Source organism: Brevibacillus sp. NPDC003359 (assembly GCF_042878995.1).
In the GTDB taxonomy this organism is placed as follows: Bacteria; Bacillota; Bacilli; order Brevibacillales; family Brevibacillaceae; genus Brevibacillus.
The window spans coordinates 120,966-137,048 of record NZ_JBIAOR010000013.1 but is presented as its reverse complement, the minus strand read 5'-3'; the positions used below and the strand labels follow the sequence as shown (position 1 = coordinate 137,048).

Sequence of the window (16,083 nt, the reverse complement as noted above, 5' to 3'; positions counted from 1 at the left end):
ATCACCGAAACAGGAGAGTCGGATTCGTCTCTTCACCGACTCCCCTGCTTTTTATTTCGCGTCGTTCATGTTTTCCTTGGTGATTTTTTTGTAGGGCACCCACACGTACTTGCCGTCCGTAATGTCAAAACCTGTGGAATCTTTCGTTGGCGTTTCGCCCTTCGCCAATGACGAAGCAATACTAAGGGTGGCTTTTCCTTGGTTACTCGCATCGTTGAGGACCGTTCCGAGCAAGGTTCCCGCCTCCAGCTCCTTTAGCGCAGGCGCTGTGGCATCCACACCAACAACGGGCATGTACTTGCCATTCGCAAAATAGCCAGATGCCTTCAGTGCTTCGATTGCCCCCAGTGCCATATCGTCGTTGTTGGCAAGAACGGCTTCGATCTTGTCACCGGCAGCTGCGAGGAAGGCTGCCATCTTTTCCTGCCCTTTTACGCGATCCCACATGGCCGTATCTTCCGCGACCTTCTCTACTTTAATCCCCGCATCTTCAATCGCCTTCACTGAAAACTTCGTCCGCAATTCAGCATCCTGATGCCCTGGCTCGCCTTTTAGCATCACGTATTGGAGGACACCATCCTTGTTTTTATCTGCTTCCGGATTTGCCTTCCAGTAATCGACGATCAACTGCCCAGAGATCGTGCCGGATTCCTCCGCTTTTGCTCCCACGTAGTAGACCTTATCCCACTTCTGCATATCCTCTGGCATCGGCTCACGGTTAAAGAAGACGACGGGAATATTGGCTTGCTTCGCCTTGTCGATAAGGACGCCAGCAGCTGTGCGATCCACTGGATTGATGGCGAGAGCATTTACCTTTTTGTTAATGAACAAATCTACTTTGTCATTTTGCGTAGGCTGGGCATTTTGGCTGTCTACTATGTCCACTTCCGCTTTGCCCTCCGCGGCTTTCGAAATCGCATTGCGCACTCCCGTCATGAACGTATCATCGAACTTGTAGATGGCAACTCCGATTTTGGGATTCCCCGCAGGAGCCGATCCTCCCCCGGACGCTGCTGGCTGCGAACCGCCAGATTGTGAGCATCCAACCACCGAGAGTGTAACAGCGGCTACCAGTGTAGTGGCAATCAGCTTTCTCATTCGATAATCCCCCTTTATCCCCTGTGTTTACATCTGATATATACCAAATGTAAGCGTTTTCCCGAGTGTGTTCCATCGAAAATCCTGCGCATTTCTATCAAAATTCTCATCTGTTTTTCGGTGGCTTACTTTACGAAGGGGAAGAGGAGCTTTTGGTTCTCCGACCAGAACATATTCTCCCGATCAATTACTTTTGTTCCGGTGTCGACCAGACTGGGCACAGAGCCTCCGTCGCTCGCCTCGACTGCGTATTTGACGCCGAGATATCCCATCGATAGCGGCTTCTGGATGATCGTCGCGGAAATGATCCCTTCCTGCAAATACTCCAGCACTTCTGGCGGACTGTCGATTGCTACGATTTTGACTTTGTCCCGCAGTCCACTGTTTTCCATTTCCTCGGCCACCCCAATCGCTGTACTGGCATCGAGTGCAATCACTCCTTTCATCTGTGGATACTTGCGGATCAGTTCGCGTGTCCACTCACCAATCTGCTTTTTATCCAAGGGAACACGTTCGTTGGCAATCAGCTCCACCTGCGTTTCCCGTGGGAGCAAATCGAGGACGCCCTGTTCTCTTCGTTTAGCATTTGCCTTTACCCGATCTGTGCCGAGCAATGCGATTTGTCCCTTTTTTTCGATCAGGAACACCATTTTTTCGAATGCCTTCATGCCCATATCGTAGTTATCCGTCCCAATGTAGCTTTTGACGGCTGAATCTTTTCCAACTGTATCGAGTACAAGGAGGGGGATCGCCCGCTCCCTTGTCAGCTTGATGGCTTCTCGCAAAACTTGCTCGTCACTAGGTGCCACCACGATTGTCTCGGATCCATCCGCTATTGCCTGCTGCACCAGCTCCATTTGCCTCCGGGCGTCCTCCTCATAATCCGGCGCGTAAAAATTCAGGTTTCGCTCATATTCCTTGGCAGCCATCTCCGCCCCGAGCTTGACCGTTCGCCAATAATCGCCGTGCTTCATACGGACGATCAGCGCCACTGTTTTTTTCTTGTCTACTTCCACATCCGTAAACGGAGCACTACACGAGTAAAAAAGCGTCACCGCTACCAACATGAACAGTCCGTATACGCTCATACATTTTACCGCTGCCATCCTCATAAACGATCTCGCTCCTCTGCAATTTGGCGCGGAATCCATACACGCACCACAGTCCCCTCCTCCTGTTCACTCTCTATTTCCAAACCGTACTGTTCGCCGAAGGTCAAGCGGATGCGCTCTTGCACGTTTTGAATCCCAACTCCCGAGCCTTCTTCCCTTCTGTAAAAGCCAGCTTTTACTTGGGCAAGAACATCAGGGGACATGCCCAAGCCATTGTCGCTTACCTGTAATAACACCTTCCCGTCGATGAGTGCTGCAAATATGCGAATCCGGCCCGGATCAGCCAGATGCTCAATTCCGTGGTAGATGGCGTTTTCCACAATCGGTTGGAGCAATAGCTTCAGCGTCAGACAGTGGAGCACCTCATCCTCGGCCACGATCTCGTACTCAAATTTTTGCTTGTACCTCATTTTTTGAATAATAAGATAATGACGTACATGCTCCAGCTCTTCCTGCACCGTGATGATGTTCTTGCCTCTGCTAAGACTAATCCGAAACAGCTTTGACAACGAAGTAATCGTGGTGATGACATCCTCGTTTTTTCCGATACCGACCATTCTGACCACAGAGTTCAACGTGTTGTACAGAAAATGCGGATGGATCTGCGCCTGTAGCACCTCCAGCTCGCTTTTTCGTTTGGCTTCCTGTTCCCGAATAATCTGATGCATCAATTCCCTGACCTTCGCGACCATCAGGTGAAAACGCAAGGAAAGCTGTTCGACCTCATGGCTTCCTCGGATCGGTTCACTCTCTGAAAAGTCTCCCTGCTCCACCTTTTCCATCGATCGCTCTAGCAGCTTGATCGGTCGTGAAATTTTTGCAGAGAGATAGTGCAGCACGAACAACACAATAACAATCACAAAGATGAGCAGCCAAAAAATGAAGCGACTGATTTCTTTTTTAGTCGTCACGATCTCGTCCATATAGGAAACCCCAATGATTTTCCAGCCTAGCTGATCGTTCGTCTTGATGGTAATCAAGCGCGCTTCGTCCTGTGTCTCTTCTACATAGCTGCCGTAGGAATGCTTCAGCGGCAAGGAACGGTTTTCATTTTTCAATCCGGCGTAAATCAACTGCTGCTGTGGATGGTAGACGATGTTCCCGACCAGATCGATGATGTAGACGTACCCCTTTTTGCCCAAGCCCACTCTCTGGCACAAGTCATCAATCTCCTTGAAATTCACATCGACTAACAGTACGGCAGGAATTTCTCCGTCAGGTCCGTGGAGAAGAATTTCCCGACTCATCGAAACGACCCAGGTGTACTCTCCTTTGAACAAGTTCTGGATATGCGGGAGCGAAAAGGACAGGTTCGTTGGGTCCTCGATAGCCTTTTGGAACCAGCTCTGTTCGGTCAAACGCGTGTTTCTCCTCAGTACTTTGGAAGGCGTTGTAGCCAATAACGTTCCGTCCCGTGTAAAAACCGCGATGGAGACGATGTCCTTTCTCGTTTCTACGATCGTCTCAAGCTGTTCGCTCAGCTTGTTTGCCGTAAGCCCCTTGCTTCTTCTGATCTTGTCATCGACGAGTTCAAAAATTTGCGTCATTCCATTCAAATAGCTGTCCAGATTGTATTTCACCTGCTCCAGGATTTGTTGCGTGTGCAGGTAGGCGTTTTGCTCTGCCGTCTGCGCAAATTTTCCGTACAGCATCACCCCGACAAACAGCATGACGAGTACCGTCACGAGTGTAAAGGAAGTGGTAATGATAAATTGAATGCCTTTGACCTTAATCACCTCAAGCAATCGTTTCATGGTTAGCCTTCCTGCTCGCTCTGACTTCGGTACTCTTTGGCGGATATCCCGGCATATTTGCGAAAACTAAAGCTAAAGTAATTGGGATCGGTATATCCTACTTTCTCTGCGATTTCAAACGTTTTCAAATCAGTCGTCCGCAAAAGCTCTTTGGCCTTTTCCATGCGCAATGACAGGAGATAGGACACAAAGGTGGTTTTCGTCTCTTTCTTGAAAATACTGCTAAAATAACCGAGACTGATGTGCAGATGATCGCACACCCTGTGGATGGATATGTCGGGAGAATAATAATGCTCGTGAGTGTAGTCCAATGCCTGGGTGATCAATCGCTTGTATGTCGTTTGCCGTCCACTTGCGACACTTGCCATGATGCGCTCGCAAATTTCTTTGATCTGTTCTCGTGCATCCTCTATACCGGTAAAAGTCGTCATGACCTGCAACAGGTGACATTGCCCGTCAAACAGTTGATCCATGTCAACCTCGGCTCGATGAGCAGTCTTCAAAATCGTCGTCATCATCTCCAACAAAAAAATTCGATAATCCTCGATCGATATGGGTACACCCGCCATTTGATCAAACAATTCATCGATGACGGCACGCAACTCAGTACTCGTCCCCATTTTGATGCATCGAACAAATTCATGCTCTCTTCTCTCATCAAGGCGGATCTGCTCACTCGCTTGCTTTTCCACGTCATTGATCACAATCACCCGATTGCATCCCTGGATGCTTTTGTAGTCGAGTGCCTGCATAGCGTCCCCATACGAGTAAGGGAGTGTCGCTACATCCGTAACGACGTTGCCGATTCCGATCGTTACAGTGATGCTCATATATTTTTCAATCGTCCGCCTGATTTCTTCTGCGATATTTTGTGTTCGTACTTCGATTCGCTGCGTGTCGTCTACTCTGGTTTGCATGAGCAGCACAACCTGATCTTCATGGAGAAACACGATACCCGCCTGTTTGCCTGCGTTCAGCTGCTCTTCTGCGATATTTTTCACAGCAAAAAGAAACAGTTGCTGCTCCTCCTGCTTGGGCTGGTCTATACAGATTGCCGCCACAAGATATTCGGGACTCTTGAGCTCTATCCCGTATTCACAAGCTTTTGAAAAAACATCGTACTGAACGAGCTGACGACTCAACAAAGATGATAAAAAAACTTCCCGCAAAACCGGCAAGCTTTTTCGATAGCTATCGCGCAGAAGCTGAAAGTTTTCCCGATGAGCCGCCTCTTCGTCCATACGTCGCTTGACCTTGTCCAGCGCTTCCAGCAGCTCACTCGCGGAAAACGGCTTGAGCACATATTCATCAATTTGCAGCTTCACGGCCTTTTGCGCGTACTCGAACTCATCAAACCCCGTCAGGATAATGATGCGAATGGCAGGGTACTCGCGCCCGATGGACTCCGCCAGCTGAAGTCCGTTCATAAAGGGCATCTTGATGTCGGTTACGACGACGTCCGGTCGCAGCCTCTCTACCAACTCCAATGCCTCTCTACCGTTTTCTGCTTTGGCAACCACCTCGTATCCGTGGCTATGCCAGTCAATTTCTTGGCTAACCCCTTCTCTTACATCTTCTTCGTCGTCTACCAATATCAGCTTATACATAGGCACCTCCCGCTGTTGTACATGTACAACGGGAGGCGAATGTTTTCCTGCCAGTGGACTGGTATGACACTACCACGTCTTATCCAGATCATCTGCATAGAACAGAATCGCTTTTTGATAGGCCAAAATCGTAGGATCGCTTGAAGTTTCTGCGAGGTTTTTCAAGAGGAGAGTCATGGCTTCATGATGCTTCCCGAGATTGTAATACGCCATGGAAAGAAAAATCGGAAAGGAACGGTCCTCGGGGAACTGTTGCATCCCCTTCGCGAGCGTAGCTGCTGCCTGCTCATATTGTCCCAGCGTGCGATACGTACTGCCCAGACCAAGCAATGCCCCTTGCAGGTCGTCTTCGACAGACAGTCCAAACTCAATCGCTTTCTCGTAAAAGGGAACGGCTTCCTTCTCCAATCCGGCTGCGTCGTGGCACCAAGCACATTGATAATGGGCGACAGGATCAGTCGGGGATTGGCTGACGAGCTGAAGGGCAAGCTGGATCGCTTCGTCCAGATGCCCTTCTTTTCGCAGATGAATAATATTTTTGATCATCGGGTTCATGTGAGCACTCCCTTTGCCTGGGTATCTATTTCTTCCTCCTAGCGTAACAGCATAACTTTGCTAGGTGAAGACGCAATTTATGTGCCCTGCAAGGATTTTTCCCGCTCTCTTTCGCTTCTCCTTTGCCGGTAGGCCCTCATCCACGACCAGCCCAAAATGAGAAACGGAACCAGAACCAACAGGATCAACAAGATGCCGTCCCAAAACTCCCACGAGTGAAGTGTAGCGTTTTTCATATCATCCGCGATGATCCAGATAAAATCGACCGCCATGCGTAGCTGGTACTGGACGAAGAACCAGATACCCCAAACCGATCCGATTAAGTAGACCCAGCTGTACCAACGGATGACTTTTTTCTCATGGTCGGCTACGTACTCCCATTCCTCCTGCTCATCCTGCTTCAAGGAACGGAATTTCCCTTTTAGAAACAGGCGTGTATTCACCATCAAATTGGAGCAGTGGAACTTGGTTGCCAACACGTAATACAAGTCGGTCTGCATGAAAACCATGAACTGAAAGGCCAAGGCCATGAGCAGGATCACATTCAGCATACGAATGAATGCTTCCATGAAAGGCACAAGCGTCAGCCAGCCTTGATCATTGGCAAACAACAGAATCACACCGATTCCCATAAACATCGCATCCCAGGACATTCCCGCCAAAAACGCCCTGTATCTGCGCTGTGGCTCAACGAGAACAATATTGGACATATTCGTCTCTGCTACAGCAAAAACAAGTCGATGCCCCAGACCAATACGACTGCCGATTCCCAATGATCGGGCCGCCATTAAGTGGGCCATCTCGTGGAAAAATAGAAAAACCCAAGTGGCCACGAAAGAAACCACAACCGAAACTGTCACGGAAGAAGAAACAAAAATATCGGAATAGACCGGGATATACTTGCCTGTAAACACACAAATCATAAGACCTGTGAAAAATAAGAGACCGTATAATCCAAAGGCAACACGATTAAAGAAAAACTGACCCGTACCCTGCTTGATCCAAGAGAAATGATCCTCAACTGGAACTGGCTCGTTGACAACTTCTCCATCTACCATGTACACAAATTGATAGGAACCAATTAAATCCTGCGCAAAGTCAAGCACATCCACCGGTTCGCCCAACTGTTCTTCCATGATCGTCGCGACTTCATTGATGCTTTTCCCTTCATCCAGCATATCGATGATCTCGACACCAATGGCCGGAAGCACAATGAAATTGCTGATATCCGTTCGTCCAATGAGGATCTCTTCCTCGTTTTCCGCCCGACGCGCAAGCGGGTGCATCTTCAGAATGCTTTCTCCCGAGATGTTCAATTGACAGACACCTTCCTCTCTTACAGGAACGACTCCTTACTTTGCGAGCACTTCATTTCTCTTGATATGAAAAATCGGCTCCGTTCCGCTGCCACCTCCGCAAGTCGGGCATTCAGCTTCATTTCGCTCCCATTCAAAGAACACGCTCTTCTCCAACGTGTTGAAGTCGAAAATGATAAACTTGCCTGCTGATTGTACCGGAGCGATTCCTGTCAAATACCTGATCGCATCGGAAGCCATCATTCCCGTAATCATCATGGTGTTGGGGGCAATGGTGGCGGTAGGCAGGATAAAATTGGTATCAAGCAGCTTTTGGATCAACTGCGGGTAGTCTTCTATCTGACTGGAACGATGCAAATGCATGCAGTCGATACAGCCTGTCTTACCCGGTTCTACCATGAAGAACTGTCCTTCGATCAGATTGAATCCCCCAGCGATGAACGGAATTTGCTGCTTGGTGCAGGCGAGATTCACCCATCTCTGCAAAAAGAAAAAGGGCTGATCGGCTGCGAGGATCACGAGGTCACTTCCGGAAATAACCCGCTCCACGTCTTCACTGGACTTAATTTGCATCGTCTCCGTTTCAATCAACACCTCAGAATGAAGCCTTCCTATGAAATCACGTGCCGCTTCCACCTTCAGGCGCCCTATATCCTTTTCGTTAAAGACCATTTGCCTGTTCAAATTGCTGAGCTCTACTCTATCAAAATCCACGAGCTTGATATGCTGAATGCCCGCTCCTACCAGATTGACCAGCAGCGTTGAGCCAAAAGCACCCATTCCCAGGATCGTCACTTTTTTGCTACTTACCTGCTCCTGTAGCTCGCTTGGACTTTGATTGAGATCGGTAAACAAGGAGAAGTAGCGGATATTCGCTTTATACCTTTCCTTTTGTTCCGCAGTCAGAACGGAAGCCTCTTCTTTCGCCTGATCCATCAGGAAGCCCAAGCCACTCAATGATTCCACGGCTTCCACTATTTCTTCATACGAAATTTCAGGGTAATCCACAGCCAATAATGTATGTATTTCACCGATAGTACGAGTGCCATCCATCAGTTTGATCATCTTGCGGATGGACCCATTCTCGTCTTCCAATTCGAAAGTATAGCCAGGAGCCTCTCCCAAGCGGATCATCTGCTCTGTTACTTCATAAACGGGATGCACTGGTTTAAATAAAGGACGACGTTCCATACAAAACACCTCCCAATAGTAGGTTCGCTAACCCGGCTCATTTTAGATAAAAAAAGGGAATAGCTCGTGTGCTATTCCCCCTCTTTTTAAGAGAATTAAGCTGCTACTGCAGTAGTGCGAACGCTTTCAACTTTTTTCGCTTGGATTTTCATGGGTGGTGCCTCCTCTCTATGATCAATGATTAAGACAAGTTCATTATATTTCATGAATTTACAGAAATCTACAAATATTAGCACAAATTTATATATTCTGGTAATATTCGACTATTTATTTCGTATGCAATAGTAATTTCCTTCCATTTTCTATGAATATTCTCAGAATTCCTTCTTTAAGGGAAATATTTTTCAATCTTTTTGGAAAATGCCCCTGCATTTGGGACACTTTCATTTCGGGATACGTAGTACTAGGATGTAATAAGCAATTTTCACCAAGATCACTTTTGTTTGATCAAAAAAGGAAAAGCTGCGCAGCGAGCCTTTTTTGCCTAGGGGGAGCACAAATGGAGGAAGATCGAGTGATCATCGGGCGGGTCTTGCAAGGAAACAAAGACTCCTACTCCGAGATCATATCCAGATACCACGGAAAAGTAAGTTCCATTCTTCGTAAGATGCTGGGACATACACCGGATGCACAAGATATCGTGCAGGAAATTTTCATTAAGACGTACTACCATTTACCAGAATATAAGACAAACTACGATTTTTCTGCATGGTTGTACCGGATTGCTGCCAACCATTGTCTGGACGAGCTGCGTAAACGCAAACGGAAGCCTGCGCTCAGCTCGAATGAAAAGATAGAGCCAGTGGATAGCCACACACCGGAGGTTGCCTTTCTGAATAAGGAAGGTCAGCGCTTGCTGCGTCAAAGGATGATGTCCATCGAAGAAAAGTATCGGATCGTCCTCGAAATGCGCTACTTCGAATCATTGAGCTGTGAAGAAATCAGCCATAGACTGTCGATTCCGTCGAGCACTGTGCGGACGCGCCTGTCTCGTGGAAAGGACAAGCTAAGGGAAGCGATCGGGCATGCAGGGCAAGGGGGGGACTTTCATCTATGAAATGTTTAGATAAAGGACAAATTGCTTTGTATCTATACGACCTGCTTGAACCAGAGGAAGCCGAGGCCATAGCATCCCATTTGGAAGAATGCCGTCATTGTCAGTTGAAGTTGAAGCAGGAGCTGGACGAGCTGGAAGATCCGGAAGAATCGCTAGCGACAGACGAGCCAACCGATGCTGTCATTCATGACATTATGGTGAATCTGCCTCCTTACCCCATACACGTTCTGAAACGATCAGAGAGACATCAATTACAGAAGAAAATCGATTGGAAGAAAAGGAGCCTGGATATCGTGAAAAAAGCAACTATCGCCGTAGCAGGAATGGCAGCAGTCGTCTATTTTGGAACACTGACTTCACCATCTTTTGCGACTTATGTAAATGACTTGTATGCCGCTACCATAAAATCACAGCCGCAGCAGACAGAGAGCAGCTTGTTTGCAGAAGAAGCGTCCGAGGACGCCCTCATCCAGCGCGGACTGGAAGAAGGTTATAACAAGAAGCTAGATTTGAAAGCCATCGACAACGGAATGACGCTGGAAGTAAGAGAAGTCATGGCAGACACGAGGGATGTCCGGATTATTTTCGGCTTCAAGGATAAGAATGGCAAGCAGCTTGAAAAGTTGTTCCGGAATTTTCCACTGGGTGGTCAAGATGAACTGAACGAAACCTATGAAATCAAAATCACAGATGAAGATGGAAACGTTCTTGAGACAAATGATAAGTACCATCTTAAATATAACAAGATGGAAAGCAACGGCGAAAAAGATGAGTACTTGATGGTCAGCCGACCGATTAGCAGATATTTTACAGATGTCAGCAAGATTCCTGACAAACTGAACATCGAGCTTAGCATCAAGAAGCTGGACAAAGTTGACGGAAATTGGAGCGTGACCATTCCTGTTGATATTTCCAAAGCAAAAAAAGAAACGAGAATTATCCCGATCAACGAGCAATACACCGCTCCTAATGGCGAAGTGATTGATCTGAAGCAAGTGATGGTGACACCTGGCCAGACTGAATTCGTGATCGAGAATACGGGTGAAGGTGGTAGTTCTCAGCCCTTAACCTATGAAGTTGTGGACGACAAGGGAGCTGTCCTGGCGGCCTGGAGCAAACTGGATCTATCGAGTGAATTTGGCGAGGAGCCGAATCCATTTTTCAAAAATGTAAGCAGGGAGTATTTCGTCCGTGCAAATGAGGACAAAAATATTCACTTCATCACCTTTCATTCCTTGCCAGCTGATAATAATCTGACCTTTAGAGTGGGCGGTACTTACGATCAGGTTCCTTCGAATTTTAAGCAAAAGCTGTCCATTGAGACTCTGAAGACCCAGCCTGTAACGATAAAGCACAATGGAAATACGCTCACCTTTTCAAACTTTGCAGTAGAAGAGATAACAAAAATAAATCCAATAACATCTGTCAAACATAAAATGCTGCGTAGTACATTACAGCTTGAGGCAACTTTGGCACCGGGTGTGGTCTTCTTAGACTCCTGGGAGGGTGCTGACGACCAGGGCGAACAATACGATTTCAATTTCATGGGCTCCACAACAAAAGATGAAAAAGGTAATTTTATCATGAAAGGTCAACTCATCGACAATATGGACGCAATCCCGAAAGAGCTGACTCTTACGATCGAGGAACAAGTGAACAGAGCAAAAGACATGGATTGGAGCGTAGCCATTCCTTTGAAGAAGTAACGCAAAAATGAAAAACCACCTTTCCTGATGAAACTGTAACAGCTCATGGGAAAGGTGGTTTTTTTAGATTTCGGTTCCTTTTACAGCCTTCACAGTAGCCAATGCAGCAGCCAGATCGTCATAAATGACATTCCCTACGACAACCGTATCTGCAATCGCAGCCATTTCTGCCGCTTGCTCCGGGTTACGAATCCCGCCGCCATAAAAGAGGTGGGCTTCGCCCGCGCCTGCTTTAGTAGCCTTTACGATTGCCGGATCGCCGTATGTACCGCTGTACTCCATGTAGACAATCGGCAAACGACAAATGTTCGTCGCTACCTGTGCGTACGCTTTGGCCTGCGAGGCATCCGCAATCGGACGTGCTTTTGTCAGCTGTGCCACGCCCGCGTCTGGATTGGCAATGATATATCCTTCTGTAATGATCTCATCCCAATGAATATAAGCGCCAAACGCTTGAAGCCCCGATACATGCGGAGCAAAAATCCAGTCAGGATCGCCAGCGTTCAGTACGAGCGGGATCAAGTACGAATCAAATCCCGGCACAACAGCATCCAGTGAGGAAATCTCCAGGACAGCCGGTACTGCGTAACGACGCAATCGGGACATCAACTCGAGCGTATTGTCATAGGTCACACCGTACGTGCCGCCTACAATGATCGCATCTGTTCCGGACTCGCAAATCGCCTCCAAGGCCTCGTCATCGATTGCTTTATCCGGGTCTAGTTTAAATGTATGGCGCCAGCCACGATAGTCAATCAACGTTGCCTGCCTCCTAGCTATTTTCCGATCCGTTCAAGCGCCATCTGGTATCCGTCATTTCCATAGTTCAAACAGCGTTTGACGCGGGAAATGGTCGCCGTACTTGCGCCAGTCTCTGCTTCAATCTGATTGTAAGTAAAGCCTTTGCGGAGCATTCTCGCCACTTCCAGGCGTTGTGCGAGCGACTGCATTTCGTTCACCGTGCACAGATCGTCAAAAAATTGATAGCACTCTTCCATCGTTTCCAGGGAAAGAACAGCTTCAAACAACTGTTCGAGCCCTTTTCCTTTTAATTTTTCCAATTGCATGTCTGTCACCTCTGTTATATAGTCCGTCTTTCAAACGGTTTCTCACTGTACAATTTTTAAGCACTAAAGCTTCAACAATTATCTTAGAAGAAACCGCCTTCATCCGCAAGCCCTAATCCTTACTGGAACTTGAGCGACTTCGACAGACCCGGTGAGGTCGACAATATCGCCACCCATGTATTTCCTGGCAAAAGCGGTGCCTCTTGCGTCAAAGCCGCGTCCTCATAGGCACGGATGACACCATTGCTGCGCTTCCACTTAACCTTGCGTGCTTTTCCTTGTTGGAATAAATAACCGTCCCCCGGCCCGATTACATCGACCGATAGACGCCCTTCTTTATCCAGCACGCGGTGTTTGGCGGAGATGACCAACAGATTGGTCGTGGACAACTGTTTCTTGTCGCTCAAGTCCAAATGCGGCTTGCCTGCTGTAAAGCGCATGTATTTCTTTTGCTCGGCATCATAGGTAAAAGCAGCTTTATTCAATGAGTGGAAAGTCAGATCTACCTGTGTTGCAGGCTCGCCTTCCTTGATCTCGGCGTCCTCCTTCAGGAAAGTGAAGTGAGGCACCTCTGCCGTTTGTCGCATCCCTTTATCCTGCATCGCTTTTTCCAAGAGCTCTGGCTTGGTGTACAGGTTATGTGGCATTTTCCGGAACTTTTCTCTCCAAAAGTATTTGCCGTTCGGGATTTCATCCAGATGGCTGTAGTCTTTTCGCGCCAAGGTTTCCAGCGCATCCGGACTGCCTCCCGCGTGAACGAGGACCGCATCAAAGCCGTTCCCGATCTGGATAAAATAAGGGCGGATACTGCGGACAGGTCCAATTACTTCTGGCTTTTGGCTTTGGAATATCGCAAGAAAGCGGGTCATTTCCCCTTCTGACAATACCTCATAAATCATGTCCGCTTTGTTGACGCCTGTTTGTGGACGGGCGGGCGGAGCGTTGTTGATCATTACCATGATCGGGCGTTTGCTTGCCAGGTTTTCATGACTGCCAAGTCCTGTCATCGGTGCCTTATATGCATACTCGACGGGCTGATTCGTTTCCGATGGCGTTTGCACAATCGGATCAGGTATCTGCGGACTTGGTTGGGTGTCCACCGGCTTTTGAGCGCAAGCCGTCGTTAAGAGCATGAAGGCTAGTACCATGAGAGACGATTTGACTGTTCGTTTCATATGAATCGCTCCTTTCCATCTCTCGTTGTCTTTTTTTTCCTTGTTTCTTTTTCCAGAAGGATACAGGGGAATCCTGCTTCCACACGTTTTCCACGATTCTCATACGCCCGTGCCACACATCTTGTTTTTGGCTATGCTACAATATCGGTATAAAACAGATGCAAAGCGAGGCCGAAATCTATGAATACTCCCTACCTCGTCTATCTGGTGGACGATGAAGCGAACCTGTTGGAGTTGCTGCAATCGTATTTGCAAAGTGCCGGATTGCAGGTAAAAGCATTTTCTAGTGGCAAAGACGTATTGCCTTTACTTGATGATGAAACACAGCCACATTTGTGGATATTGGACATCATGATGCCCGACATCGACGGATATGAGCTCTTGCGTCTCATCCGCGAAAAGTCGAATGTACCCATCATCTTTATTTCCGCTCGCGATCAAGATGTCGATAAAATTATTGGACTGGAACTGGGCAGCGACGACTACTTGGCGAAGCCATTTCTCCCTCGCGAACTGGTCATCCGTGCGAAAAAGCTACTACAGCGCACCTATGAAAAACCCGGTGCCACTGCCTCCTCTACCCAAACCTTCCAAGATTGGGTAACGGTTGATCCTTATATGATCTCAGAAAAAGGCAGACAAGTAAAAGAAGGCGACGAACTCATTGATTTAACCACAAAAGAATTCGAGCTCATCGTCTACCTTTTGCACAATCAAGGCCTGGCCTTAAATCGCGAGCAGATTCTGACCTCCATCTGGGGGGAAGACTACATCGGCTCAGACAGGGCTGTCGATGACTTGGTGAAGCGCATCCGCAAGAAAATGCCCAAGTTTCCATTGGAGACGGTGTATGGCTTCGGCTACCGGATGACGCGTATATGAGCAAATTCCGGCTGAAAAACCTGCCGATATCCAGGCAAATCCTCATTTTGTTCATGATCCTGACAAGCGTCCTCGGGGTTGGCCTTGGCATCGGGTATCCATTGGCTGTCAAACAGTATCTGGTATCCAACACTTACACGCTCTTGGAAGAAGAGTTTAACACATTATCTCAGCATATCTCCTTCAACGAGCATAATGAGCTGCTGCCTGTCCCGGCTGCGGCCCCTTACTTTTTACAGCTCTTGCTCCAACGCTATGAGTACTCATTTGATATGATCGTCTATGCTGAAAACGGACGAGAGCTGGGCAGCCGAAGCAATGGCCGCATTCCGTACGAGGATGCCAAGGAATTGTTCCAACAAGCCGCCTCGTATCCAAGCAACAAGCTCCAGCATGGTTCGCTGGACCGTGGAGACGAGAGTTATTTGTTTGTCAGCAAGAAAATGGATTACCACGGCTTCCCCTACTACATGGTGCTCTTCTCCAAGGAAAAGGAGCTCAACCAGATCAACTCGATTTTGACACGTCAGTTTTTGTTCGTGTTTGGTCTGCTGCTTCTCGTAAGCTGGCTATTGGCTGTGTGGTTTAGCGGGTATTTGAGCAGACCGCTGCGCACACTGGAAGATCTGTGCAAAAAGATAGCTCGTCGTCAGTTCGATATCCCGCTTACGATGGATCGCGGAGATGAGATCGGACAGCTCGCCCGCTCATTCGATATGATGAAAAACCAACTGAAGGAATACGACGAGTCGCAGCAACACTTTGTCCAAAATATTTCTCATGAACTCAAAACACCGATCATGGCGATTCAAGGATACACACAAGGACTCATTGAAGGCGTCTTTCAGGGGCCTCAGGCTGAAAAAGGGCTTTCCATCATCATGGAGGAGAGCAAGCGCCTCGAAAAGGTCGTGGGACAGCTCTTGTATATCACAAAGATCGAGTCTGTCTCCCAAATGATGCAAGTCGACCGCGTCGACCTGTCAGAGATGATGCACCTGTTGAAGCAGCGACTCTCCGTACTCAACCCGCAAATCGAGTGGGAATTAAATCTGTCAGCCGACTTGATCGTGGAGGGAGACGGCGAGCAGTTGAGCACTGCTTTTGTCAATATCATGGAAAATCAACTACGCTACGCCAAAAGCCGACTTACCATCACAGGAAGACACGCGGGAAAAAGCGTTGTCGTCGCCATTTCCAATGATGGGCCACCCATTGAGGATGCACTGCTGCCGAATTTGTTCCAGCGTTTCCGCAAAGGAAAGTCGGGCAAGCATGGGCTTGGACTCGCTATTGCCCGTGCCGTCTTGGAAGCACATAAAGGGACGATCGATGCCCGCAATGATCCAGATGGACCTTGCTTTACGATGATTGTACCTGTTGAGTTTAAAGGCCGATTGAACTGATAGGAGTTGTTCAAAAAGTCGTCTTTTGATCACGAAGTAGTCCAGAAAGCTTAATCGACATCGAATATGGCGTTCACCTCCGAAGTCCGGTGCTCATGTAGTTGACTACACTCCGCTCCTCCTTCGTTCGGTTCTCGCCATCTTCTCGGTACTGAAA

General features: G+C 48.0%; 14 protein-coding genes. 4 read left to right on the top strand and 10 right to left on the bottom strand.

Annotated features, from left to right (window positions below; genetic code table 11):
* Positions 1 to 51: 51 nt before the first annotated feature.
* From ACFYU8_RS24570 to ACFYU8_RS24540, 7 genes are all read right to left on the bottom strand, one after another.
* Positions 52 to 1,098, bottom strand: coding sequence for a galactose ABC transporter substrate-binding protein (locus ACFYU8_RS24570; protein WP_390304527.1), 1,047 nt, complete (start codon positions 1,096 to 1,098; stop codon positions 52 to 54).
* Between the two features lie 125 nt (positions 1,099 to 1,223).
* The gene (locus ACFYU8_RS24565) at positions 1,224 to 2,210 is read right to left on the bottom strand and encodes a substrate-binding domain-containing protein (protein WP_390304529.1); all 987 of its coding nucleotides are present in this window, start codon (positions 2,208 to 2,210) and stop codon (positions 1,224 to 1,226) included.
* Positions 2,207 to 3,964, bottom strand: coding sequence for a cache domain-containing sensor histidine kinase (locus ACFYU8_RS24560; RefSeq protein WP_390304531.1), 1,758 nt, complete (start codon positions 3,962 to 3,964; stop codon positions 2,207 to 2,209). Before ACFYU8_RS24560 ends, ACFYU8_RS24565 begins: the two co-directional genes overlap by 4 nt.
* Positions 3,965 to 3,966: 2 nt before the next feature.
* Positions 3,967 to 5,571, bottom strand: coding sequence for a response regulator (locus ACFYU8_RS24555; protein WP_390304533.1), 1,605 nt, complete (start codon positions 5,569 to 5,571; stop codon positions 3,967 to 3,969).
* A 69-nt stretch (positions 5,572 to 5,640) separates the two neighbouring features.
* Positions 5,641 to 6,126, bottom strand: coding sequence for a tetratricopeptide repeat protein (locus ACFYU8_RS24550; protein WP_390304535.1), 486 nt, complete (start codon positions 6,124 to 6,126; stop codon positions 5,641 to 5,643).
* 77 nt (positions 6,127 to 6,203) lie between these two features.
* A complete protein-coding gene (locus tag ACFYU8_RS24545) occupies positions 6,204 to 7,442 on the bottom strand; it encodes a PqqD family protein (RefSeq protein ID WP_390304537.1) in 1,239 nt (412 codons plus the stop codon).
* A 36-nt stretch (positions 7,443 to 7,478) separates the two neighbouring features.
* Complete coding sequence (locus tag ACFYU8_RS24540; RefSeq protein WP_390304539.1) at positions 7,479 to 8,633, bottom strand: HesA/MoeB/ThiF family protein; 1,155 nt, start codon at positions 8,631 to 8,633, stop codon at positions 7,479 to 7,481.
* A gap of 499 nt (positions 8,634 to 9,132) precedes the next feature.
* Here ACFYU8_RS24540 and ACFYU8_RS24535 point away from each other — a divergent pair, with 499 nt between their 5' ends.
* Complete coding sequence (locus ACFYU8_RS24535; protein WP_390304541.1) at positions 9,133 to 9,690, top strand: RNA polymerase sigma factor; 558 nt, start codon at positions 9,133 to 9,135, stop codon at positions 9,688 to 9,690.
* Positions 9,687 to 11,396, top strand: coding sequence for a DUF4179 domain-containing protein (locus tag ACFYU8_RS24530; RefSeq protein WP_390304543.1), 1,710 nt, complete (start codon positions 9,687 to 9,689; stop codon positions 11,394 to 11,396). The genes ACFYU8_RS24535 and ACFYU8_RS24530 overlap by 4 nt, the downstream gene beginning before the upstream one ends.
* 63 nt (positions 11,397 to 11,459) lie before the next feature.
* Here the strand turns inward: ACFYU8_RS24530 and pcrB are convergent, their stop codons facing one another.
* The 3 genes from pcrB to ACFYU8_RS24515 form a co-directional block, all read right to left on the bottom strand.
* Positions 11,460 to 12,155, bottom strand: a complete 696-nt coding sequence (gene pcrB / locus ACFYU8_RS24525) for a heptaprenylglyceryl phosphate synthase (RefSeq protein ID WP_144617825.1) — start codon at positions 12,153 to 12,155, stop codon at positions 11,460 to 11,462.
* 17 nt (positions 12,156 to 12,172) lie between these two features.
* Entirely contained in the window at positions 12,173 to 12,463 is a 291-nt protein-coding gene (locus tag ACFYU8_RS24520) for a YerC/YecD family TrpR-related protein (RefSeq protein WP_007717484.1), read from the bottom strand.
* Between the two features lie 119 nt (positions 12,464 to 12,582).
* Complete coding sequence (locus ACFYU8_RS24515) at positions 12,583 to 13,638, bottom strand: DUF3048 domain-containing protein (RefSeq protein ID WP_144617826.1); 1,056 nt, start codon at positions 13,636 to 13,638, stop codon at positions 12,583 to 12,585.
* A 180-nt stretch (positions 13,639 to 13,818) separates the two neighbouring features.
* Here ACFYU8_RS24515 and ACFYU8_RS24510 point away from each other — a divergent pair, with 180 nt between their 5' ends.
* Both ACFYU8_RS24510 and ACFYU8_RS24505 read left to right on the top strand, forming a co-directional pair.
* Positions 13,819 to 14,520 (top strand): response regulator transcription factor, encoded by a 702-nt coding sequence (locus ACFYU8_RS24510; RefSeq protein ID WP_390304546.1) that lies wholly within the window; start codon positions 13,819 to 13,821, stop codon positions 14,518 to 14,520.
* Positions 14,517 to 15,926, top strand: a complete 1,410-nt coding sequence (locus tag ACFYU8_RS24505; RefSeq protein ID WP_390304548.1) for a HAMP domain-containing sensor histidine kinase — start codon at positions 14,517 to 14,519, stop codon at positions 15,924 to 15,926. The genes ACFYU8_RS24510 and ACFYU8_RS24505 overlap by 4 nt, the downstream gene beginning before the upstream one ends.
* Positions 15,927 to 16,083: the final 157 nt, after the last annotated feature.